The sequence below is a fragment of the Mycolicibacter senuensis genome (assembly GCF_002101885.1).
In the GTDB taxonomy this organism is placed as follows: Bacteria; Actinomycetota; Actinomycetes; order Mycobacteriales; family Mycobacteriaceae; genus Mycobacterium; species Mycobacterium senuense.
This window is the reverse complement of the sequence record NZ_LQPS01000009.1, coordinates 1-22268: the sequence shown is the minus strand read 5'-3', so window position 1 is coordinate 22268 and position 22268 is coordinate 1. Positions and strand designations below refer to the sequence as shown.

General features: G+C 68.0%; 18 protein-coding genes and 2 pseudogenes. 7 read left to right on the top strand and 13 right to left on the bottom strand.

What is annotated here, in order from left to right; translation table 11 throughout:
* Window positions 1-14 precede the first annotated feature (14 nt).
* The 6 genes and pseudogenes from AWC24_RS01195 to AWC24_RS01170 all read right to left on the bottom strand — a co-directional run bounded on the left by AWC24_RS01195 (window position 15) and on the right by AWC24_RS01170 (window position 5926).
* Window positions 15-725 carry a VldE C-terminal domain-containing protein gene (locus tag AWC24_RS01195; RefSeq protein WP_085081686.1) on the bottom strand — a complete coding sequence of 237 codons (711 nt, stop codon included), beginning with the start codon at window positions 723-725 and terminating at the stop codon, window positions 15-17.
* A gap of 26 nt (window positions 726-751) precedes the next feature.
* Entirely contained in the window at window positions 752-2395 is a 1644-nt protein-coding gene (locus AWC24_RS01190; RefSeq protein WP_085081685.1) for an NAD-dependent malic enzyme, read from the bottom strand.
* A gap of 13 nt (window positions 2396-2408) precedes the next feature.
* The gene (locus AWC24_RS01185; RefSeq protein ID WP_085081684.1) at window positions 2409-3668 is read right to left on the bottom strand and encodes an amidohydrolase family protein; all 1260 of its coding nucleotides are present in this window, start codon (window positions 3666-3668) and stop codon (window positions 2409-2411) included.
* Between the two features lie 10 nt (window positions 3669-3678).
* Complete coding sequence (locus tag AWC24_RS01180) at window positions 3679-4485, bottom strand: LLM class flavin-dependent oxidoreductase (RefSeq protein WP_234807209.1); 807 nt, start codon at window positions 4483-4485, stop codon at window positions 3679-3681.
* Window positions 4486-4527: 42 nt separating this feature from the next.
* Window positions 4528-5545, bottom strand: a pseudogene (locus tag AWC24_RS01175) (DNA topoisomerase IB).
* A 57-nt stretch (window positions 5546-5602) separates the two neighbouring features.
* Window positions 5603-5926 carry a DUF732 domain-containing protein gene (locus AWC24_RS01170; RefSeq protein WP_085081683.1) on the bottom strand — a complete coding sequence of 108 codons (324 nt, stop codon included), beginning with the start codon at window positions 5924-5926 and terminating at the stop codon, window positions 5603-5605.
* A 123-nt stretch (window positions 5927-6049) separates the two neighbouring features.
* Here AWC24_RS01170 and AWC24_RS01165 point away from each other — a divergent pair, with 123 nt between their 5' ends.
* Window positions 6050-6442 (top strand): hypothetical protein, encoded by a 393-nt coding sequence (locus tag AWC24_RS01165; RefSeq protein WP_085081682.1) that lies wholly within the window; start codon window positions 6050-6052, stop codon window positions 6440-6442.
* 6 nt (window positions 6443-6448) lie between these two features.
* On the opposite strand, the gene AWC24_RS22760 is transcribed toward AWC24_RS01165, so the two are convergent.
* Genes AWC24_RS22760 through AWC24_RS01155 form a run of 3 tightly spaced genes read right to left on the bottom strand, consistent with a single transcriptional unit; the run spans window position 6449 to window position 8487 of the window.
* Window positions 6449-7285: a ribonuclease H-like domain-containing protein gene (locus AWC24_RS22760; protein WP_234807208.1), complete on the bottom strand. Its 837-nt coding sequence runs from the start codon at window positions 7283-7285 to the stop codon at window positions 6449-6451.
* A complete protein-coding gene (locus tag AWC24_RS22755; RefSeq protein WP_234807207.1) occupies window positions 7258-7878 on the bottom strand; it encodes a hypothetical protein in 621 nt (206 codons plus the stop codon). The genes AWC24_RS22760 and AWC24_RS22755 overlap by 28 nt, the downstream gene beginning before the upstream one ends.
* A gap of 12 nt (window positions 7879-7890) precedes the next feature.
* Complete coding sequence (locus AWC24_RS01155; protein WP_085081681.1) at window positions 7891-8487, bottom strand: diacylglycerol-binding protein; 597 nt, start codon at window positions 8485-8487, stop codon at window positions 7891-7893.
* Window positions 8488-8490: 3 nt separating this feature from the next.
* Between AWC24_RS01155 and AWC24_RS01150 the strand changes: the two genes are divergently transcribed.
* Window positions 8491-9063, top strand: coding sequence for a class I SAM-dependent methyltransferase (locus AWC24_RS01150; RefSeq protein WP_085081680.1), 573 nt, complete (start codon window positions 8491-8493; stop codon window positions 9061-9063).
* Here the strand turns inward: AWC24_RS01150 and AWC24_RS22750 are convergent.
* On the bottom strand, window positions 9060-9686 hold the full coding sequence (locus AWC24_RS22750) for a glycoside hydrolase (RefSeq protein ID WP_085081710.1): 627 nt from the start codon (window positions 9684-9686) through the stop codon (window positions 9060-9062). The genes AWC24_RS01150 and AWC24_RS22750 overlap by 4 nt on opposite strands.
* A 643-nt stretch (window positions 9687-10329) precedes the next feature.
* Here AWC24_RS22750 and AWC24_RS01140 point away from each other — a divergent pair.
* The gene (locus AWC24_RS01140) at window positions 10330-10893 is read left to right on the top strand and encodes a hypothetical protein (RefSeq protein ID WP_085081679.1); all 564 of its coding nucleotides are present in this window, start codon (window positions 10330-10332) and stop codon (window positions 10891-10893) included.
* A gap of 40 nt (window positions 10894-10933) precedes the next feature.
* Here AWC24_RS01140 and AWC24_RS01135 read toward each other — a convergent pair whose 3' ends face one another.
* From AWC24_RS01135 to AWC24_RS01125, 3 genes are all read right to left on the bottom strand, one after another.
* Window positions 10934-11350, bottom strand: coding sequence for a hypothetical protein (locus tag AWC24_RS01135; protein ID WP_085081678.1), 417 nt, complete (start codon window positions 11348-11350; stop codon window positions 10934-10936).
* 60 nt (window positions 11351-11410) lie between these two features.
* Window positions 11411-13174: a molybdopterin-dependent oxidoreductase gene (locus AWC24_RS01130; protein WP_085081677.1), complete on the bottom strand. Its 1764-nt coding sequence runs from the start codon at window positions 13172-13174 to the stop codon at window positions 11411-11413.
* A gap of 177 nt (window positions 13175-13351) precedes the next feature.
* Window positions 13352-15118, bottom strand: a complete 1767-nt coding sequence (locus tag AWC24_RS01125; protein ID WP_085081709.1) for a molybdopterin-dependent oxidoreductase — start codon at window positions 15116-15118, stop codon at window positions 13352-13354.
* 600 nt (window positions 15119-15718) lie between these two features.
* Between AWC24_RS01125 and eccB the strand changes: the two genes are divergently transcribed.
* The 4 genes and pseudogenes from eccB to AWC24_RS01105 all read left to right on the top strand — a co-directional run.
* A complete protein-coding gene (gene eccB / locus AWC24_RS01120; protein ID WP_085081676.1) occupies window positions 15719-17230 on the top strand; it encodes a type VII secretion protein EccB in 1512 nt (503 codons plus the stop codon).
* Window positions 17227-21426 (top strand): type VII secretion protein EccCa, encoded by a 4200-nt coding sequence (gene eccCa / locus AWC24_RS01115; protein ID WP_085081675.1) that lies wholly within the window; start codon window positions 17227-17229, stop codon window positions 21424-21426. The genes eccB and eccCa overlap by 4 nt, the downstream gene beginning before the upstream one ends.
* Before the next feature lie 341 nt (window positions 21427-21767).
* Window positions 21768-22067, top strand: a complete 300-nt coding sequence (locus AWC24_RS01110; RefSeq protein WP_085081674.1) for a PE family protein — start codon at window positions 21768-21770, stop codon at window positions 22065-22067.
* A gap of 94 nt (window positions 22068-22161) precedes the next feature.
* A pseudogene (locus AWC24_RS01105) lies at window positions 22162-22268 on the top strand (WXG100 family type VII secretion target); the annotation flags it as partial.

The window sequence follows — 22268 nt, the reverse complement described above, 5'->3', positions numbered from 1 at the left end:
GAACGCCCCGGCACTCAATCCGGCGGCGCCGGCGTCATCGAGGTGATGAAGTACATCTCCTGCCCGGTCGGGTAGCCGCCGCCGTTGGTGGCGATGTGCACGTGGTCATAGTGGTTGGCGGTCTCGTTGCCGTAATCCGACGTCCAGTTCCCGCCGCCGACGCCCGGGTAGATCTTCTGCCGCCAGATCACATGGTTGACACCCCAGCGTTTGGCGTTGGCCAGGGCGTAGCCGGCGACCTGATCGCCGAGCAGGATGCCGGCGTCGCTGTGATAGTCCGGGATCATCACGTCGATGGCCAGCCCGTCGGGATGCCATCGCAACGGGTCCTGCCGGTAGCCGTAGATGGTCTTGATCTCCTGGAACAGCACGCCGATGGTGCGGGCCGCCCAGATGGTCTTGACCTGCAGCCCGTTCTCGGGGGCCACCCCGGCGGGCAGCGGAAAGGTGAACTGCTGGCCCTCGGTCGGCATCGGCACGTTGGCGGCCAGCGCGGCGGCTTCGGCGGGGTCGGCGAGGCGGATCTTGCCGGCGGGTGGCGGCGGTGCGGGCGGCGGGGCCGCGTCGGCGGTCTCGGTGGGTTTCGGCGCCGTGTCCTGGGCGCCTTGGGCCTGGATGAGGGCGGCGGAGACCGCCAGCGACGCCACGATGGCGAGGCCGCGACCGCATCGCCGGGCGAACGTCCCTCTGTCCACCCCGAGCACTTTAGTGAACTGACCTCGCATATTGCCGGACCGGTGGCCCGGCCCGGCTATCGCGTCGCATACTCCGGGGTCCAGCGGGCCCGCCGGACGGCGGCTGCGAGCTCGTCGTCGGAGGCCTCCGGCGCGACCCCGTCGCGCACCGCCCGGATCGCCACCGCCGTGGCGATGCGGGTGGTGATCTCCGGCAGATCCGCGAAGGACGGCAACAGCGGCTGGTCGGGATCGGACAACGCCGGGGAGGCGTCGCCGAGGGCGGTGGCCGCCGCCCGCATCATGGCGTCGGTGACGCGGGTCGCTCGGGCAGCGGTCACCGCCAGTCCGATCGCCGGGAAGATGTAGACGTTGTTGCATTGGGCGATGTGGCGGGTGCGCTCGCCGCGGCGCACCGGGGCGAACGGCGAACCGGTCGCGATCAGCGCTCGCCCGTCGGTCCACGCGTCGAGCTCAGCGGGGTGCGCCTCGGCGCGGCTGGTCGGATTGGACAGCGGGAAGATGATCGGGTGGTCGGTCTTGGCCGCCAGCGTGCGGACGATGTCCTCGGTGAAGGCCCCGGCCGCCGTCGACAACCCCAGCAGTATCCCCACATCCACGTGGCGCACCACATCGGCCAGGCCCCGCCCATCCCAACCCGCCAGGCGGGAAGCGGGCTGCGCGAACCGGCGCTGGCTGTCGGACAGATCGGTGCGATCGTCGGTCAGCAGCCCCTCGACGTCGATAGCCCAGATCCGTTCGGCGGCTTGCGCATCGGTCAGTCCCTCCGACACCATCTCCTGGCGGATCATCTCCAGCACGCCGATGCCCGCCGAACCGGCGCCCAACATCACCACCTGCTGCCGCGACAGCGGCCGGCCGGCAGCCCGGACGGCGCCGTGTAGCGCGCCGAGGGCCACCGCGGCGGTGCCCTGGATGTCGTCGTTGAACGTCAACAACCGGTCGCGGTAGCGCTCCAACAGCGGAAGTGCATGCGCGGTGGCGAAATCCTCCCACTGCAGCAGCACATCGGGCAGTTCCTCGCGCACCACCGTGACGAAGTCATCGACGAACGCGTAGTACTCCTCATCACTGATGCGGCGATGACGCCAGCCGAGATACTGCGGATCGTCGAGCAATTCGACGTTGTCGGTGCCGACATCGAGGATGATCGGCAACGTGCGGGCGGGCGCGATGCCGCCGATCAGGGTGTACAGCGAGAGCTTGCCGATCGGGATGCCCATGCCGCCGATGCCCTGGTCGCCCAGGCCGAGAATGCGCTGCCCGTCGGTGACGACGATGACGTCGATCTGCTGCTCTCGCCGGTTGCGCAACACCTCCCGTAGCTGTTGCCGATCCGGATACGACACGAACAACCCGCGCGGTCGCCGGTAGATCTCGCTGAACTGTCGACAGGCCTCGCCGACCGTCGGGGTGTAGACGATCGGCAGCATCTCCTCGAGGTGTTCACTGAGCAGTCGATAGAACAACGTCTCATTGCGGTCCTGCAGCGCCCGCAGATAGATGTGCTTGTCCAGATCGTCACGGCGGGTGGAGAACTCGGTGTAGGTGTGGGCAGCCTGTTCGGCAATGGTCTTCACCGCGACGGGCAGCAGGCCCAGCAGGCCGTGCTCCCGGCGTTCCTCGTGGCTGAATGCGGTCCCCTTGGTGGTCAGGGCGTCGAAGAGCAGATCCTGGCCCCGGCGCTGTTGCGGTCTCACCGCGTCACCTCCCTCATCTCACCTGCCGACCGTAGACGTAGACGCGTTCGATGTTGCGGTCATCGCCGCAGTAGATGAGCTTCTCGACCCGCTGCGTCAGCGTCATGCGTTTGAACCGCGTCCACCTCGAGTCATCGACGATGAGTGCGTCGAACGCGTAACCCGGTTCGAAACTGCCGGTCTTGCCGAAGAAACCGCCACCGCCCTTGGTCGCGCAATAGAACGCCTCGGCGGCCCGCACCGGCCGCGTCGTACGCTCAGCGAGATAGCTCACGGCGCCGGACTGGATTGCCCCGACGATGTTTTGGAACATGTTGAGCGCGTGTCCGGCCGAGATGTCGCTGCCCAGACCGACGCGGATACCCATGTCGTGGTATTCGGCCAGCGGCATCACCCCGCTGAGCAGGTTCAGATTCGAGTGGGGGCAGTGCGCGACGAGGATGCCGGTGTCACGGAGCACCCGCTTCTCGCGATCGTTGAGATGAATCGCATGGGCCACCACGGTGTCCGCGGTGCCCATCAGGCCTGCGCGCTGATAGATGTCGACGAAGTCGGCGCTGTCCGGGTACATCTGCAAGGTCATCTCGATCTCGGTGGGGTTCTCCGCCAGATGCATGTGACACGGGATGCCGAACTCGCCGGCCTGCTGCGCCAGCCCGGCCATCAGCTCGCGCGAGCAGACCATAGCCACACTGGGGCCGATGGCCGGAGTGATCAGTGGCGATCTGGGCAGCGTCTGCTCGATGAAACGCCGGGAGTCGGCGATCTCCTGCGCGGTGTCCACGCGGGAGTCAGCCGGTGCATTGCGGTCCCGGGACACCTTGGCCACACACGATCGCAGTCCCGCGGCGATGAGCTTGTCGACGAGAATGCCGGTGCTGTCGGCGTGGATGGTGCCCATCACGATGGAACTGGTGATGCCGTTGCGCAGCAGGCATTCGACGAACTCACCGTAGACGGCGTCTGCGTAGCCCGCGTCGCGCAACGCGGCCTCCTGGGGGAAGGTCAGCGTGTGCAGCCAGTCGATCAGCTCGGTGCTGCCCTGCAACCCGGTGATCGGCAGTTGGCAGGCGTGCACATGCGCATCGGTGAAACCCGGCAGCAACAGCCGGTCGCCGTGGTCGGTGACCGGCACACCGGCGTACCGGTCCGGCAGTTCGGCAACGCACTCGGCGATGACACCGTCGTCGTCGACGATGGCGTAACCGTCGGCGAGGGTGACGAAGTCGCGCGGCGTCGGGGTGAACACGATGTTGCCGCGATGGATCTGCACGCCGGCCTCCTCAGCTGCTCACGGGGCGCGGGGCGCACCGCTCGATGACCCGCAGGACCTTGTCCGGACCGTCGCCCGGCCAGAACTCCCGTACCGCCCAGGTGGCGCCGAGCGCCCGCAGTCGATCGAGATCGGCGTCCGGGCCGGCGGCCACCGCGATGTCGAAGCCGGCCAGATCGCCGCGGGCGGCCCCGATCGTCTCGGCGATACGGGCGATCCCGTCGTGATCCATTCCCAGCGGGAAGATGCCGTCATAGCGGGCGGCGCGCTCGATCGGGGCGCCACCGGTCCGATTGGTGCCGAACCAGACCGGGATGCGCGGCCGTTGCATCGGGCCCGGAGTGAGGCGGATGCCGTCCACGACGATCTCACCGCGGTGGGTCACCGTTTCACCGGCCCACAACGCGGTCAGCGCCGCGGCGGCCTCGTCGAGGACGCGGCCCAGCCGACGCGGGTCACCGTCGTCGCCGAAGGCCGAATACTCCCGCCAGACATCGCGGCCGGTGCCCAGACCCAGAATCAGCCGGCCACCGCTGAGCCGGTCCAGCGTGACGGTCGCGCGCGCCACGTCGACCACCCGGCGGCGGGGCAGCGGAGTCACCATCGGGCCCAGCCTGATGCGCTCGGTCGACGTCGCCGCCGCGGCCAGTGTGATCCAGGGGTCGGCGATATCCCATTCACCGGCAACAGGACTCAGGACGTGATCCCACACGAACAGCGCATCCCAACCGGTCTGCTCAGCGGCGCAGGCGATATCGGCGATCGCGCGGGGGTGGGCCAGCGCGCCGAACAGGGGCACGTGGATCGCGTGACGCATCAACCGATCCTAACCACCGGAAGCCGGAACCGGCGGTGCAACTCAGCGCCGTGCCCGGTCGATACGCCGGATCAGTCGGGCGGTCGCGTTCTCCGCGGCGACCCGGCGGGCGGACTCTTTCCCGCGGGGCTTCACCCGGTTCAGCGCCGCGCGGATGGTCATGCCCTGCGCGTAGGCCTCCACCACCCGCGGGTCCACGTAGGAACCACGGGCCACCGCCGGCGTGTTGCCCAACTCCTCGGAGACGCAACGCATTACCGCCGCGATCTCCCGCCGGCGAACGGTTTTGGATGTCGGCTCGCGAGCAGTGGCGAAGTTCTCGGCTGCCAGCACGGTGCCATGCCAGGTCCGCAGATCCTTGACGCTGAACTGCTCATCGGTCAGCCCGGAACCGCTCGTTGAGGTCGTCGGCGCGCACCTCGCACCAGCCTTCGGGCGTGCGGTACACCAATAACCGGGGAATGTCGGTCGGGGCGCGTAACAACGAGCGCACCGCCCGTACGACCAGCGGGTCGTCGACCGACACCGTCCGCCGTACGCCGCTTTTGGCCGGGTAGTCGAAGTCCACGCTGCCGCTGCGTATCCGGACGTGGTCACGCAGCAGCGTGGCCAGCCCGAAGCTGCCGTTCTCGTGGGCGTATTCCTCGCCGCCGGCCCGGAAATAGCCCCGGTCGATCAACTGCTGGGCGACGGCCAGCACCCGGCCGTGATTCAGCCCGCGGCCGCCCAGGTCGGCCAGCAGATCGGCGCGCCACTGCGGCAGCATCTTGGCCAGGGTCAGCACCCGGTCGTACTTCTCTTCGGCTCGCTCTGCCTGCCACAGCTGGTGGTACAGGTACTGCCGGCGTCCGGCGACATCGGTTCCCACGGCCTGGATGTGGCCGTTGGGGTAAGGGCAGATCCACACGTTTCGCCAGGCCGGGGGGATGGCGAGTTCCTTGATCCGAGCGAGTACCGCCGGGTCGTCGACGGGCTCGTTTCCGTGGGTGTAGGAGAAGCCGCGGCCCCGTCCGATCCGGCGGAATCCGGCGGCGCCGACCTGGCTCCTGCGCAACCTCATGGCACCGAATTACCCCCGGCGCGCCCGGCTGACACCCGGGCCGGGCTGTCACATGGTCTACACGCCCGGGCACAGCTCGTGCTGGGCGGCCTCGGCGATGAGGATGAACTGCGGCCACGCCGGATAATTCGGTGCCTGGACCGCCACGCTCCTGCCGACGCGCAGGTTCTCGCAGATCATGTGCCCGAGTGCGCGCACGCTCGGCTCGGAGATCGGCTCGTCGTCGGCGTAGCGGGCGGTGTAGCCGTGGCTATTGAGGTATTTCATGAAGCTGCTGTCGTCGGCGTGGGCGGTGGCGGGGGTTATCCAGGCGCCTACCAGGGCCACCGCCGGGACGCAGCCGGCGGCCAGCGGTGCGGTGAAGCGGGCGACCCAACTCATGCTGGCGATGCTACGGCGAGCGCCGGGGATCAGCGATGACCGGTCCCGATGGCAGGACCGCGAAGTCCTCCCGGCGGCGGCCCGGCAACTGCTAGCGTCAGCGGCGACAGAAAGGCGCTGGACGTGAAAGCAACCACCCTGCTGCCGACCCTGGTCGCCACTGTGCTGGCCGGGCTGATCGGTGCCGCGTCATCGGCTCACGCCGACCCGCTCAATCCCCGCGATCCGGATTACTGCGGTAACAGCGCCGACATCCTGCTCTGCGCCGAGCAGCAGTCGACCTACCCGAACGCGGGGGAGATGGCCTACCTCAATGCCATCCGCGGGCAGTTCCCGCCCGGCAGCGAAGCGCCGCGGCTGGCCGCCGGGCGGACCGCCTGCCTGGAGTTCCCGAAGCATCCGACCAGCCTGATCGTCGAACAGATCTCGGTCTACCTTCAGGTTCCCAAGCCGACCGCCACCGGAGTCGTCGACGCCGCGCACGCCGAGATCTGCCCGTCGGTGCAGCGAAGCTGAGCCGGTTCACCGGGGGGCGGAGCGCAACCCGTCGCGAATCGCCGCCTGCGCCGCAACGTCGCACTCGTTGTATCGCAGGCACCACTGCCGGGCGATGTCGGCCTCCGGTCCACGCCCGCGAGCGACGTCGATCGCCAGCTGGGACGCCCGCCCGCCTGCGTCGTCGACGTCCCACTCGAAGCCGAAATACCCGGCAACGCTTTTGATCGACGAGGAGGTGCGCGCGAAGTACTCGGCGTCGAACCACTGATGCAGGTCGTGGGTGAGTCCGTCGAGGGCTTCGACGACGCCGGCAAACCTGCGAGTTCTCGACCGCTCGGGGTGATGCCAGTGGAAGACGGCCAGCGATTTGCCCTCCCGCGTAGCCCGATCACGCAATTGCCATATGCGGGAAACGAATTCGTCGGCGAGCTGCGCTTCGCCGGGTTCGTCGAGCGGCTCGAATGACACCACTGGATCGTAGAGCGCGGTGGTGTCGTCCTGGCCATCACGGATGCGAAGACCCCACTGGTAGATCCGGGAGTCGGTATCCCACTCGATGTCGAAGTCCACCTCGATGTCGGCGGACGGCACCGTCGGGCAGCCTGGCCGGTGCTGCTCATAATCGATGCCGGCGCAGCTCATCCGGGCGCGACGGACGGCGTTGGCCAGCCGCTCCTCCGGCTTCTGGGTACGCACCGATTGGATGCGGAATTCCGCGGCGTGGCGGTCCGGGTCGACCTGCGCCAACTGCGCGACGCTCAACGTGGTGCCATCGCCGCAGTGCCGATAGAGATACTGCCACTCCCGGACGTTGAGGTGGCCGGTCTCGAGGGCTAACGATGCGTCGTGTTCACCGGCCACCGTGGCGCAGTGCTCGAACCAATCACAAGAATCGCAGTCACCGATCCGGTAGGGCCGCACCAGTTCCCGGCCGGATGCCGCGGCGTGTAGTGCGCCAGTTGCATGACGTCGTCGCGCCAGCGCGCCCCGTGATCGCTGTAGCCGGGGAAGGTGAGCAGCCGATCCGATTCCGACAGGGTCGAGACCTGCACGTCAGAGGTTTTCGCGCTGCTTACAGTGCGGTGGTTCTTGATGTCGACGGGCAAGTAGCCGTTCTCGTACCGGATCAGCACATCGGGCTTCCCGACGCGGCCGTTCACCTCCGGCAACCACGCGCGGGCGATCACGTCGACACCGGCTTCCATCGCCGCACGGGTGGCTCGTTGCTGCTCGCTGCGGCCGGCGTCGGCGTCGAGCACCAGCAGCCGTCCCGAATCGCGGTAGCGGGAGCCCAGCTCGTCGAAGATCGCCGCTTCAAAGGCGATGCCGACCGCGCGCAATGCCAGCTGCTCCGGTGAGGGAGTCACCGGCTCGACGTCGCCGGGGGAGAACAGGTTGTGGGTGACGCGGGCGCACTGCTGGGCGTGATAGCCGCCGAGGGTGACCCGTTCCATGGCCTGTAGATCCTAGGGCGTCGTCCGCCTTGTGGCAGCGGCGATTTCGCCGATCAGCGCGGCGACGACCCCGAACGCGAAGTACAGCGGGACCAGCCACGGGGCCACCCCGAGCAGTGCGTCGGAATCGGCGGCGTAACGAAACTGGCCCGCCGCGGCGATCGCGATCTCGATGGCCGGGCCGCACACCGCGGCCAGGACACCGCACACAATGGCGGGACGATCCCCCAGGGCGCAGTAGGTGAGCACCGCGAACGCGCAGATCAGCGTCATGATCGGCACTTGCGGCGCGGTGTGCAGCAGTGCGGTCACGACGTAGCTGCCCAACACGGCGGCGACGCCGGCGACGCCCTGGCGCACCGTGACGTCGGTGCGCACCGTGGGGAGATGTAGCCGCAGCTCCGCCAGGATCGCGGTGCCGGCGCCGACCATGACGGCAAACCAGATGGGGCTACTCCAAACGAACGGTACCGCGTGTGACGGCGGTAGGTATTCGGTGGTTCCGGTGACCACATGGGAGTGATCACCGACCAAGCCTGCCGCCGCGCCCACGGCGAACAGCAGTAATGCGATCCAGGGGCTGAGTTTCACCACGGCAGTATCGTCCATCGGGTGAGTGACGACGACCGGACCCGCTGGGATGCCAAGTATGCCGACCGCGGTGTGCCGTCGCCCGAGGCGATCGGCCCGGCAGCGGTCTTCACGGCGTTCCGCGACGAGTTCCCGGTCGCAGGCCATGCGGTTGACGTGGCCTGCGGGCCGGGGACCGCTGCGGTCTGGCTCGCCCGCAGGGGACTGCGGGTGCGGGGCTTCGACGTGTCCCCGGTTGCGCTCGAGCAGGCGCGGGCGCTTGCGGCAGGCAGCGGCGTCGGCGACCGGTGTCGCTTCGAGCTCGCGGACCTCGACGGCGGGCTACCCGACGGGCCACCGGCCGACGTCGTCTACTGCGCCCGGTTCCGCGACGGCCGACTGGACGCAGGAATGATCGAGCGCCTGGCTCCGGGCGGACTGCTGGCCGTGACCGCGCTCAGCCAGGTCGGCAGCGCCACCGGGCGGTTCCGTGCCGCGCCCGGTGAGCTCCGTCGGGCGTTCGCCGGTCTTGAGGTGATCGCGGACGGCGAAGGGGAGGGGCTGGCGTGGTTGCTGGCGCGACGCCGGACCGGCGCAGCGCCGGCAACCGGTTAAGGCTGCGGCGGCGCGTCGCGCTCGACGGGCTCCGGGCCCGGCTCGGCCGGCGGCTCGCCGAATGCCGGGGCGTCCATCGGCGGAGCCTCGCCGGGCGGCGGTGCCTCGAAAGGTGGCGCCTCGAACGGCGGCGGCGCCTCGAACGGCGGGGCCATCTCCATGCCCATCGGCTCGGGGCCCGGCTCGGGAGCGGGCGGCGGCTCCACCATGGCGGCGAACTGCACCGGCGCGGCTTCATCGGCGGGTGCCTCGGTAGGCATCGGCAGGTACATGTGATGGGTGAACTGCGGCTGGTAGGCGCCGCCACCGCCGATCTTCACGCCGCCACGCTCGCCGCTGGACACCGGAGTGCCGTCCGGCAGCGTCACCGCGGTGTGGCTCCTGTTCCAGCCCACCACCAGCGCTCCCGGGGCGGTCCCGTGCTGGAAGCCGCGGGCCAGCAGAGCCGACTCCTCGTTGGCGGTGTGAAACCGGTCACCGAAGGCCGGCCGGCCGGTGGCGACGTTCGACACCCACGAGGCCAGGCCCGAGCAGTCCGTCCCGGCTGGGCTGTCCCCACCGGTGATGTACGGCGTGCCCGAAACCTGCTGGATGAGCGCCATCAGCGCTTCGAGACCAAACATGACCAGGCACATTAACAATGGCCAACTGAGTCAACCAAAATCTGTGGCAGGCATCACGTTTGAGGTCCAAGTTGTTAAACATTACGCCGCAACAGAAAACACCAGGTAGAAGGATGAAATTATGCCGCTCAGACCGGATTTCGCGCTCGAAGTGCTGGTTAGGCGGGGTAGCTGGCTCACCGAGAGTGGTTGCGAGCGGCGTTATTTCAAACTGCTCAGCGAATTCCTCTGCTGGACGGGTCAACTGCGTTAACGGTACCGACGGTATCGGCGAGAACGTCTGCCGCGCAAAGTGTGTCGATTCCCCGGTTGCGCGGCGTCAGTGAATGTGGTTGTTATTCGCCATTCTTCAAGGAATTTCGAAACGATGGCCGGCCGGCGCCGCGCGGTGCTTCGCTCCAACCGTCGCCGCCGAGAGCACGGCGGGCACGGGGGAGCCGAACCCGACCGCGCGGCGAGCGCAGGGCCGCCGGTACCCACCGATTCGCACCCCGAGCCGCTCCGGCGACGGCGCGGCATCCGGCGACCGCCGTCGGGCCGCCGAGCCGGCTCCGCGCCCGCCGCGCGACACCGGGTGAGAAGATGGCGACGCGCACACCGATCAGCGGTCGTTGCCGATGTGGACGTGAGACGGTATCAAGCTATGCAGAACCACAGCTACCTGACTTACGAAGAGTTCGGGCGGAAGTTCTTCGAGATCGCGGTCACCGAAGAGCGTGTGGCAGCTGCGTTCGCCGCGATCGCCGGTGATGAGTTCGAGATGCCACCGATGCGCCAGGGGCCGGGCGGGATCGCCCGGGTCAGCGCGAAGGTGCGGATCCAACAACCTCGGGTGACCCGCGGTCTGGGCGATCTGCTCACCTTCGCCATCCACATTCCGCTGGTGATCGATCTGCTCATCGACCTGCGTCTGGACAAGCAGCGGTTCACGGTGGCCGGTGACATCGCGCTGCGGGCCACGGCGCGCGCTGCCGAACCGTTACTACTGATCATCGACGTGCCGAAGCCGCGGCCGTCCGACATCACCGTGGAGGTGTCCTCGACGTCCATTCGCGGTGAGTTGCTGCGGATCTTCGCCGGCGTCGACGGGGAGATCCGACGGTTCATCGCCAGTTACGTCGCCGACGAGATCGAGACCCCGCAGTCGCAGCAAGCCCAGGTCATCGACGTCGCTGAGCGGCTGGACTCGGCCTGGACGGGCATCTGAGCGGGCGTCGAGTGCCGCCGCGGGTCAGTTCGGCCGCGCGCTAGGGGTAGGGGATCGCGGGAATCGCCGGGATATCCGGAATGGCCGGGATCGCCGGAATCGCCGGGATGGCGGGGATGGCGGGAACCGCGGGAACGGCAGGCGCCGACGGGACCCGAGGCGCCGCGGGTGCCGGTGCGGGCGTCGCGCCGCCCCGCGGCGCGGGGTGCTCGACGGCCGGCGCCGCGCTGGTGAGCGGGGCCTCCGGGCCGACGGTCTGCTCCGGCACGGTGGCGGGTTCGTCAGGGTCGATCGGGGCGATCGGGGCCAGCGGGGCGCTGGGCGCGGTGGTGACCTCGCTGGAGATCCCTTCCTCCGAATCGTTCTCGCAGTCGCCGCAAGCGGTCGCCACCGCGCCCACCGCGATCCCTGCCACCACCACCGACAGGACAGACTTGCCGATACCGCGATTCCGCATGGGTTCTCCCGTCGCTCGGTTGACTGGATCTACCCTACGACGGCTCGGCGGGCGCGCGGACTACAGCGTCTGCCGGTACCCGAAGAACTCGTGATCCTCGTTGTAGCCGCCGTAGCCGCCGCCGACCTCGCAGAAGTGCTCGACGAACTCGATTCCTTTGAGCCACTTGACCATTTTGAAGCCGTGCTGCAGTTCGTTGCGTAGCCGCAGCGGCGCTCCGTGGCCGTAGCTGAGCGGTTCGTCGTTCATGCGGTAGGCCAGCATCGTCAGGTGGTGGTCCATCTGCTCGATGGCGTGGGCGTCGTAGTAGAGCCCGCCCTCGGAGCCAGGCGCCATCGAGTAGAACACCACCCACCTGGCCTGCGGCAGTGGTCTGACGATGTCGAGGACGGTCTTCATCGCCACGCCGCCCCACTTGGCCACGCCCGACCAACCCTGAATGCAGAAGTGCTGGGTGATCTGCTCGTGATAGGGCAGCGCCTTCAGCTCCTCCAGCGAGAAATCCCTCGGGTGCTCGACCAGTCCGTAGACGTGCAGCCGCCAGTCGGCGAAATCCTGGGCGAACAACTGCTTGTACTCGACGGCCTCGGGGTAGGTGCCGTTGTGCCAGAAGTGCGGTGAGATGTGTTCCTCGGTGAAACCGCCGGGTTCGGGGTTGACGTACTCGAACAATCGCTGCAGCGGGCCGATCAGCGCATAGCCGACCCGCTGCACCACCCGCGGATGGCGGTAGGTGAACGGCGTCGCCCACACCCAGCCGACGGCCGTCACCGCCATCGCCGCGGCGAAGACCCAGAAACCGGCGAGGCCGGAACCGTCACGAGCGGCGAACATGTGGTTGAAGTTGCGCACCGCGTCGGTGGCGAACACCAATGTCACGTGCACGCCGATGAACACCAGGAAGTAAGCCATCACCAAGAAGTGCAGCGAACGGGCCAGCTGGATGCTCAGCCGCTTGCTGATGCGGGTCAGCCGCATCGACACCGCCGGGCTCATCCCGATCCCGGTGATCACGGCTGCCGGGGCGGCGATGAACACCGTGGTGAAGTACGCCAACTGCTGCAGGCCGTTGTAGGCCACCCAGCCGTTGTCGTCGGGCCAGTCCAGCGACAGGTATTGGATGCCCACCGACAGCGCGTTGGGGAAGACCGCCCAACTGGTCGGCACGAGGTGCCGCCAATGCCCGGTGGCGAACAGCAGCACGTAGAACACCGCACCGTTGGCCAGCCACAGCACGTCGGCGCCCAGATGCCACCAGCGGGCCAGCCCGATGGCATGCCGGATTCCGGGCAGGCCGAGCTGATCGGGCAGCCCGACCGAGTCCTGCTTGGCCGTCCACATCGGGTCCTTGGGGACCGGCCCGGCGATGCGGAACCACTCGTCGGTGTCCGGGGTGGCGTTGCGGCTGAAGTACAACCGCGGATGGTCGGCCAGGATCTGGATGCCCGACCGGACGATGAACGTCATCAGGAAAAGGTTGAAGAAGTGCTGCCAGCCGGCCCAGGCGGGTATCCCCGCGGTTCCGCCGGCGGTCGTGGCGGTACCGGGGTAGCGGTGGACGAAGGCGCTGACCGCCGGGAAGTCCACCAGGTACCTCGCCACCGCGACGGCAACAACCAGGACCGCGAAACCGATTGGGACCAGCCATAATAGGTTGAACCATCGGTCTCGGCCGACGCGCAATCGCGGGGCGGTGGCCATCTTCTCGCCCAGGCCGCCCGCCCAGGTCTCGTGGTCGACGACCTGGTGCGCCGGGGTGAGCTCGTCGCGGTGGCTCACCAGCGCTGTTCGACCGGCGCGGTGGTTGTTCTCAGTGGCTGCCATGGCCCGATTCCTCACCCGATCCCGTCCATAATAAAAATGATTACGATGCGGAATATTAATCGGCGCGGCTGCGAGCCGGGTGGGGATTCGGTGCCGGGTCCCTGAAGGTGCCGCCGGACCCGACCTCGAAGGCACGGCGGGGCCGGCCCGCACGGGCCGGTGGTGAGACGGGGAACGTCAGATCGTCTGGTGGCGACCGAAGAACTTGTGGTCTTCGCTGTAGCCGCCGTGACCGCTGCCGATCTCCTTGTAGGACGCCACGAACTCGATGCCCTTGATCCACTTGACCAGCTTGTAGCCGTGCTGCAACTCGTTACGCAACCGCAGCGGCCGACCGTGCATGTAGGGCAGCGGTTCGTCGTTCATGTTGTAGGCGAGCATCGACATGTGATGCCACATCTGGTCTACCGGGTGTGCGTTGTAATAGATCCCGCCGGTGGCGCCCAGACCCATCGAGTAGAACACCGCCCATTTCGCCTCGGGCAGTGGCTTGACGATGTCCATGATCGTCGACATCTGCACGCCACCCCACTTGGCCACCCCGGACCAGGCCTGCACACAGAAGTGCTGGGTGATCTGGTCGTGGTAGGGCAGCGCCTTGAGATCCTCCAGGCTGAATTCCATCGGGTTCTCGACCAGTCCGTAGACCTTGAGCCGCCAGTCCTGGAAGTCGCTGGCCTCGTGCTCCTTGTATTCGACGGTCTCCGGCAGCCGGCCGTTGCGCCAGTGGAACGGCGAGATGTCGTCTTCGGTGAAGGTGCCGGGCTGGGGGTTGAGCTTCTCCAGGGTCCGCTGGAACGGACCGATCAGGGCGAAGCCCACTTTCTGCACCACCCGCGGGTATTTGATCGTGAGCGGAGTCGCGGCGAACCAGGCGAGGATGCACACCACGGCGGCCGCGCAGAAGACATAGAAACCCACGGCACTGTGGCAGCCGGGCTCGGCGCCCTCGACACAACCGCGAGCGGCGAACATGTGGTTGAGGTTGTCGAAGGCGTCGGTGGCGAACACCATCGTGACGTGGACCAGGATGAACACCAGGAAGTAGGCCAGCACCAGGAAGTGCAGTGAGCGGGCCACCTGGATGTTGAGTCGCAGGTGCTTGCTGATCAGCCCGAGCCGCTGGGACAGCGCCGGCGACATGCCCAGGCCGGTGATCACCGCGGCCGGGGCGGCGACGAACACGGTGACGAAGTAGGAGATCAGCTGCAGCGCGTTGTAGTTGGTCCAGGTGTGGTCGTCGGGCCATTCCAACGACATGTACTGGATCATCACCGAGGCGGCGTGCGGGAAGACGTCCCAGCTAGTCGGGACGATACGGCGCCACTGGTCGGTGCTGAACAGCAGGACGTAGAACACCGCCCCGTTGAGCAGCCACAGCACGTCCAGGCCCAGGTGCCACCAGCGGGCCAGCCCGATCGAATGCCGGAAGCCCGGCAGCCCGAAGTGCCGCGGCAGCGCCACGGTGTCGGCGTTGGCGGTCCAGTACGGGTCGTCGGGGACCGGCGGCCCCACCCGCAGCCATTCGTCTTTTCCCGGGGTGGAGTTGCGGCTGAAGTACAGCCGCGGATGGTCGCAGAGAATTTGGATTCCGGACCGGATGATGAACATCATCATGAACAGGTTGAAAAAGTGCGTCCAGCCGGCCCACGCGGGCAGCCCGCTTTCGACCTTCGTCGACGGCATGCTGCCCGGGTATTCGGCGATAAACTCCTCCACGCCGGGGATGTTGCGGATGCCCTTGCCGGCCGCGATCGCCGCGAGCAGCCCGACGAAGCCGATCGGTATCAGCCACAGCAGATTGAACCAGCGGTCTTTTCCGACACGCAGGTGCGGAGCGGTCGCCCGCCGGGACAGGTCGAAGCCACCCCCGTAGGTCTCGACGTCGACGGTGTCATCGTGGTTCTTATGGATCTCGGTGCGATAACCCTGCTCCAACTCCAACTCGACGTCGACGACGTCGGTGGGGTAGTTGACCTGGTGGGTTGTCTCTTCCCCGGCCGGAGAAGTGGCAGGACCCCGCGGGTCGAGCTGCCCTTCAGCGCCGTGGCCGTCGATCGTCGTCACGCCGCGACAGTACAACCGCGGGCGTCGACGACCGCCGCTCTGACACCAAATACACAGGTTTCTAGCAGCAACTTCAGATTTGCAGATACGGCCACCACGGCCCGGATCGCAGCCGCGGATGCGGTTTTGGTACGCGGGCCCGCCACCGGCCCGGATTCCGGGGTGGGCGGCTTTCGATCGACCGGATTCTTTCCGGGTCCGGATCGGGATCCCGGCCCTGCGGCGCGCACGTGCGCTCAGGTGTATCTCGCGCGTAACTGACCGTTCACCTGATGCGCCCATAATTCGAGCCAGCATCGGGGACCCGAATTCGCCATCGCTGCCGGATTGCAATCCGCGCTGCGGGCGGCCGCTGCGCATCACGGCTAGCATGCGCAGTGGAGAAACTTGTGATCAGGCAGGGGTAGATGACGACCAATATGGCACCGGAACGGCGTCGTAGCCGGGCAGTCCGACAGCTGGGGGTTGGGGCGCACGGTGGCTGACGAACAGCGGGGGCCCGGTTACGGCCTGGGGTTGTCGACACGCACCCAGATGACCGGGTACCAATTCCTGGCGCGACGGACCGCGATGGCGTTGACCCGCTGGCAGGTTCGGATGGAGGTGGAGCCCGGCCGGCGGCAGGCGCTGGCCGTGGTCGCCTCGGTCTCGGCGGCGTCGGTCATCTGCCTGGGTGCGCTGCTGTGGTCGTTTCTGAGCCCGTCGGGTCAGCTGAACGAATCGCCGATCATCGCCGACCGTGATTCGGGCGCGCTGTATGTGCGGGTCGGCGGCACCTTATATCCGGCACTGAATTTGGCATCGGCGCGGCTGATCGCCGGTCGCTCGGACAATCCGCACAAAGTGCGCTCGGCGCAGATCGCCGAGCAGCCGCACGGCCCGCTGGTCGGTATCCCGGGCGCGCCCTCGGACATTCTGCCGACCTCACCGTCGTCGTCGTCGTGGCTGATCTGCGACACCGTGGGCAACGTGCAGGGCGTCGGAGTGCCGTCGCCGGTCACGGTGACCGTGATCGACGGCACCCCGGACCTCAACTCCCGCCGCCGGGTACTGGACGGCCCGGACGCCGTCGTGCTGCGCTACAACGACGAGTCGTGGGTCGTTCGGCAGGGCCGGCGCTCGCGTATCGACGCCGCCGACCGGGCGGTGCTGTTGCCGCTGGGGCTCACCCCCGAACAGGTCGAGCATGCGCGGCCGATGAGTCAGGCGCTCTTCGACGCGTTGCCGGTCGGTCCGGAGCTGGCGGTGCCGTTCGTCCCGGAGGCCGGCCGTCCGCCGGCCTTCCCCAACGCCCCCGGGCCGGTGGGAACCGTCTTCACCACGCCGCAATTGGCCGGGCCGCAACAGTATTCGGTGGTGCTCATGAACGGTGTGCAGACCGTGTCACCGGTGGTGGCGCGCATCCTGCAGAACGCCGGGGCGACCGCGGGCGGTGCGCCGGTGGTGGTGGCGCCGCCGGAGCTGGCGAAGATGCCGGTGGTCACCGGGCTGGACCTGTCGGCCTACCCGGACGGCCCGCTCAACGTCGTTGACATGAAGGAGAACCCGTCCACCTGCTGGTGGTGGGAGCGGTCCAACGGTGAGAGCCGGTCCCGGGTCCAGGTGGTGTCCGGCCCCACGATCCCGGTGCCGCAGAAAGAGATGAACCGGGTGGTTTCGCTGGTGAAGACCAATGACAACAACATGCCGCAGGCCGACCGGGTCTACTTCGGTCCGGGCTACGGCAACTTCGTCGCGGTGACCGGCAACGATCCGGACGCCTCCACGCGGGAATCGCTGTGGTGGCTGTCCGCATCGGGGGTGCGGTTCGGGGTGCCCGGCGACGATGAGCGCAAGGCGTTGGGGCTGGTCAGCGAGCCCGCACTGGCACCGTCGGTGGCGTTGCGGCTGCTGGCGCACGGCCCGACGCTGTCCCGCCAGGATGCCCTGGTACGTCATGACACCCTGCCGACCGATATGAGCCCTGCAGAATTGGCGGTGCCCAAGTGAAACGTGGATTCGCCCGGCCGACGCCGGAACGCGCGCCGGTGGTCAAGCCGGAGAACATCGTATTGCCCACGCCGCTGAGCGTGCCGCCGCCGGAAGGCAAGCCGTGGTGGCTGGTGGTGGTCGGGGTGCTGGTCGTCGGCCTGCTGGTCGGCATGGTCTCGATGACTGTGGCCAACGGCTCCCGGATGTTCCTGGGCGCCGGCTCCATCTTCCCGATCTTCATGATCGGCGGCATCGCGATGATGATGTTCGGCGGCCGCTTCGGCGGTGGCGCCCAACAGTTGAGCCGTCCCAAGCTCGACGCGATGCGCGCCCAGTTCATGCTCATGCTGGACCGGCTGCGCGAGTCGGCCGCCGAGTCCGCCGACAGCATGGACGCCAACTACCGGTGGTACCACCCGGCGCCGTCCACGCTGTCCGCAGCGGTCGGGTCGTCGCGGATGTGGGAGCGCCAACCCAACGGCAAAGACCTCAACTTCGGGCTGGCCCGGGTCGGGGTGGGCATGACGCGGCCCGAGGTCACCTGGGGTGAGCCGCAGAACATGCCGACCGACATCGAGCTCGAACCGGTGACCGGCAAGGCGCTGCAGGAGTTCGGGCGCTACCAGAGCGTGGTCTACAACCTGCCGAAGATGGTCTCGCTGTTGGTCGAGCCCTGGTATTCACTGGTCGGCGACCGCGAGCACGTGCTCGGGCTGATGCGTGCCATCATCTGCCAGTACGCCTTCTCCCACGGGCCCGACCACCTGCGGATGGTCGTCGTGACTTCCGATGTGGAGCAGTGGGATTGGGTGAAATGGCTGCCGCACTTCGGCGACCCCCGCCGGCAGGACGCCGCCGGTAACGCCCGCATGGTTTACGGCTCGGTGCGCGACTTCGCCACCGAACACGCCGAGCTGTTCTCCGGGCGCGGCTCCTTCCTGCCGCGCCACGCCAGCTCGTCGGCGGAGACGCCGACGCCGCACCACCTGATCATCGTCGACGGCGTCGATCCGCAGTGGGAGTACGTCAACACCACCGAGGGCATCGACGGGGTCACGTTCTTCGACCTGACCGGCGCCCCGGAGTGGCGGGGCGTGTCACAGCGGGTGCTGCGCTTCGACGACAAGGGCATCATCAACGCCCTGCCGCGCGACCGCGACACCTGGATGGTCATCGACGACAACGAGTGGTTCTTCGCCCTGGCCGACCAGCTCAGCCTGACCGACGCCGAACAGTTCGCGCAGCGGATGGCGCACTGGCGGCTCGCCGAGGCCTACGAGGAGATCGGCCAGCGCGTGTCGCACCACATCGGCGCGCGCGACATCCTCTCCTACTACGGCATCGAGGATGCCGGGCGCATCGACTTCAACCAGTTGTGGACGAGCCGGCAGAACGAAGGCAGCCGGTCCCGGCTGCGCGTCCCGTTCGGCAACCGCTCCGACAACGGCGAGCTGCTGTTCCTCGACATGAAGTCCCTGGACGAGGGGGGCGACGGCCCGCACGGCGTCATGTCGGGAACCACCGGCTCGGGTAAGTCGACGCTGGTGCGCACGGTGATCGAGTCGCTGCTGCTGGGGCATTCGCCCGATGAGCTGCAGTTCGTGCTCGCCGACCTCAAGGGTGGTTCGGCGGTCAAGCCGTTCTCCGGGGTGCCGCACGTGTCGCGGATCATCACCGACCTGGAAGACGACCAGGCGCTGATGGAGCGCTTCCTGGAAGCCATGTGGGGCGAGATCGCCCGCCGCAAGTCGATGTGTGACAGTGCGGGCGTCGACGGCGCCAAGGAGTACAACGAGATCCGGAACCGGATGCGGGCACGCGGCGATGACAGCCTGCCGCCGCTGCCGATGCTGGTCGTCGTCATCGACGAGTTCTACGAGTGGTTCCGCATCATGCCGACCGCGGTGGAGGTGCTGGACTCGATCGGCCGGCAGGGTCGCGCCTACTGGGTGCACCTGATGATGGCCTCGCAGACCATCGAGAGCCGCGCCGAGAAACTGATGGAGAACATGGGCTACCGGCTGGTGCTCAAGGCGCAGACCGCCGGTGCGGCACAGGCCGCCGGCGTGCCGAACGCGGTGAACCTGCCGGGCAAGGCGGGCCTGGGCTATTTCCGCAAGAGTGGCGAAGAGGTCATCCGCTTCCAGGCCGAGTTCCTGTGGCGTGACTATCAGCGCGGCGGGATCCTCGACGACGAGCAGCTGCCGCAGGTGCACTCCATCGACTACATCCGGCCGCAGCTGTTCACCACCGCGTTCACCCCGCTGGAGGTGAGCGTGAGCGGCACCGAGCTCGAAGCGGCCGACGAGGTCCCGGCCATCACCGCCACCCCCGCCGAGGAGCCCCCCGCCGAGGAAGAGGACTGGATCCGGATTCCCAAGGTGGGCACGGTGATCATCGATCAGCTGCGTCAGATCGACTTCGAGCCGTACCGGCTGTGGCAGCCGCCGCTGGACGATCCGGTGGCTGTCGACGACCTGGTGAACCGCTACCTGGGCCACCCGTGGCAGGAGAACTACGGCACCCGCCGGGACCTGGTGTTCCCGATCGGTGTCATCGACCGGCCGTTCAAGCACGACCAGCCGCCGTGGACGGTGGACACCTCCGGCCCCGGCGCCAACGTGCTGATCCTGGGGGCCGGCGGCGCCGGCAAGACGACGGCGCTGCAGACGCTGATCTCCGCGGCCGCGCTCACCCACACCCCCGAACAGGTCCAGTTCTACTGCCTGGCCTACAGCGGCACCGCGTTGACCACGGTCGCCACGCTGCCGCACGTGGGCAGTGTCTGCGGACCGACCGACCCCGACGGGGTCCGGCGCACGGTGGCCGAACTGCTGGCGCTGGTGCGCACCCGCAAGCGCAGCTTCCTCGAGAACGATGTGGCCTCGATGGACGTGTTCCGGCGCCGCAAGTTCGACGGCGCCCCCGGAAAGGTGCCCAACGACGGTTTCGGTGACGTCTACCTGGTGGTCGACAACTACCGTGCACTGTCCGAGGACAACGAGGTGCTCGTCGAACAGGTCAACCAGATCATCAACCAGGGCCCGTCGTTCGGCGTGCACGTGGTCGTGACCGCCGACCGCGAGTCGGAGTTGCGGCCACCGGTGCGAAGCGGCTTCGGGTCCCGGGTCGAGTTGCGCCTGGCTGCGGTGGAGGACGCCAAGCTGGTGCGTTCCCGGTTCGCCAAGGACGTCCCGGTCAAACCGGGACGGGGCATGGTCGCGGTCAACTACGTGCGACTGGACAGCGATCCCCAGTCCGGTCTGCACACGCTGATCGCCCGGCCCTCGCTGGCCGACACCGACGATCACGTATTCGAGTCCGACAGCGTGGGCGCCGCAGTCAGCCAGGTGGCGGTGGGCCGGGTACGCCCGGTGCGGCGTCTGCCGGCGCGGTTCGGGCTGGACGAAGTGCGGGCTGTCGCGGTCAACGACCAGCGCGAAGGCGTCGGGGCCGGCGGTATCGCGTGGGCCATCTCCGAACTCGACCTGCAGCCGGTCTATCTGAACTTCGCCGAGAACGGGCACCTGATGGTGACCGGGCGCCGCGAATCGGGCAAGACCACCACGCTGGCCACCATCATGAGCGAGATCGAGCGGCTGTACGCGCCCGGCTCCGGCACCGCGCCGCCCACCACGCAGCGATCCGCGCAGGTGTGGCTGATCGACCCCCGTCGTCAGCTGCTGACCACCCTGGGCTCGGACTACGTGGAGAAGTTCGCCTACAACATGGACGGGGCGGTAGCGCTCATCAACGAGCTGGCCGCCACGCTGGCCGACCGTGAGCCGCCGCCGGGTCTGTCGGCCGAAGAACTGCTGTCGCGTACCTGGTGGAGCGGACCGGACATCTTCTTGATCATCGACGACATCCAGCAGTTCCCGCCCGGATTCGACTCGCCGTTCCAGAAGGCCGCCCCGTGGGTGACCCGCGCGGCAGACGTGGGCCTGCATGTGATCGCCACCCGGACCTTCGGCGGGTGGTCGTCGGCCGGAAGCGATCCGCTGCTGCGGGCCCTGCACCAGGCCAATGCACCGCTGCTGGTGATGGACGCCGACCCGGACGAGGGCTTCATCCGCGGCAAGATGAAGGGCGGTCCGCTGCCCCGCGGGCGTGGCCTGCTGATGGCCGAGGACACCGGGGTATTCGTGCAGGTCGCCGCCACGGAGCTGCGGCGGGCGCCGACAGCCGAACGCACTGCCACCCCGGTGCGCTGAGCCGCTCCGACCCAACTGCCGCCGCGGTGCCCGTAACGGCGCCGCGGCGGTTGCTGGCCCGGCGGCGCCGCCGGCAATTCGCCGCGGCCAGATTTTAACGGCGCAACGCGTTGCGCCCACGGCGGCGAGACCGCCGCAGACCCCCTCCGAAGGTGAATAACAGTCTGGTGTTTCGGCAGGTCGTCGCTGTTTTGTGGGCCGCGCCACTCGTTGCGGACCACATCAGGTGAACAGTTGCTTTCGGCAGATGAACAGTAGGCGTAATCGACCGTTTCGGCCTTTCCCAGCCTTTAGGATTTGTGGCAGAAAGATTGCTGACAGCGATCCGAGGAGGAACTTCAATGTCGTTCGTGAACACGCAACCGGAGGCGCTCGCCGCCGCTGCGGGCAACCTGAGCGGTATCGGAGCAGCGCTCAACGCGCAGAACGCCGCTGCTGCGGCCCCGACCACCGGGGTGATTCCGGCCGCCGCCGACGAGGTCTCGGCGTTGACCGCAGCACAGTTCGCCGCCCACGCGACCATGTACCAGCAGGTGAGCGCTCAGGCCGCGGCGATCCACGAGATGTTCGTCGCCACGCTCAACAACAGCGCCACCTCTTATGCAGCCACCGAGGCGGCCAACGCGGCTTCGGCCGGCTGAGCGGATTGAACGAGCAGGAGTGACGGCCATGCCGGCGACCTAAGACAACGACGTCAACCAACCCGACCAACGAACTTCAGACAAGGAGAAACAAGTGGCAACACGTTTTATGACCGACCCGGACGCGATGCGGGCGATGGCGGGGCGTTTCGACGTCCACGCGCAGACCGTTGAGGACGAGGCCCGCCGGATGTGGGCGTC

Bases quoted from the DNA above. Each gene is read 5' to 3' on its own strand.
- AWC24_RS01195 (WP_085081686.1), bottom strand. From the start codon at position 725: ATGCGAGGTCAGTTCACTAAAGTGCTCGGGGTGGACAGAGGGACGTTC.
- AWC24_RS01180 (WP_234807209.1), bottom strand. From the start codon at position 4,485: ATGCGTCACGCGATCCACGTGCCCCTGTTCGGCGCGCTGGCCCACCCC.
- AWC24_RS01170 (WP_085081683.1), bottom strand. From the start codon at position 5,926: ATGAGTTGGGTCGCCCGCTTCACCGCACCGCTGGCCGCCGGCTGCGTC.
- AWC24_RS22755 (WP_234807207.1), bottom strand. From the start codon at position 7,878: ATGGAACGGGTCACCCTCGGCGGCTATCACGCCCAGCAGTGCGCCCGC.
- AWC24_RS01155 (WP_085081681.1), bottom strand. From the start codon at position 8,487: ATGGACGATACTGCCGTGGTGAAACTCAGCCCCTGGATCGCATTACTG.
- AWC24_RS22750 (WP_085081710.1), bottom strand. From the start codon at position 9,686: ATGTTTGGTCTCGAAGCGCTGATGGCGCTCATCCAGCAGGTTTCGGGC.
- AWC24_RS01140 (WP_085081679.1), top strand. From the start codon at position 10,330: ATGCAGAACCACAGCTACCTGACTTACGAAGAGTTCGGGCGGAAGTTC.
- AWC24_RS01135 (WP_085081678.1), bottom strand. From the start codon at position 11,350: ATGCGGAATCGCGGTATCGGCAAGTCTGTCCTGTCGGTGGTGGTGGCA.
- AWC24_RS01130 (WP_085081677.1), bottom strand. From the start codon at position 13,174: ATGGCAGCCACTGAGAACAACCACCGCGCCGGTCGAACAGCGCTGGTG.
- AWC24_RS01110 (WP_085081674.1), top strand. From the start codon at position 21,768: ATGTCGTTCGTGAACACGCAACCGGAGGCGCTCGCCGCCGCTGCGGGC.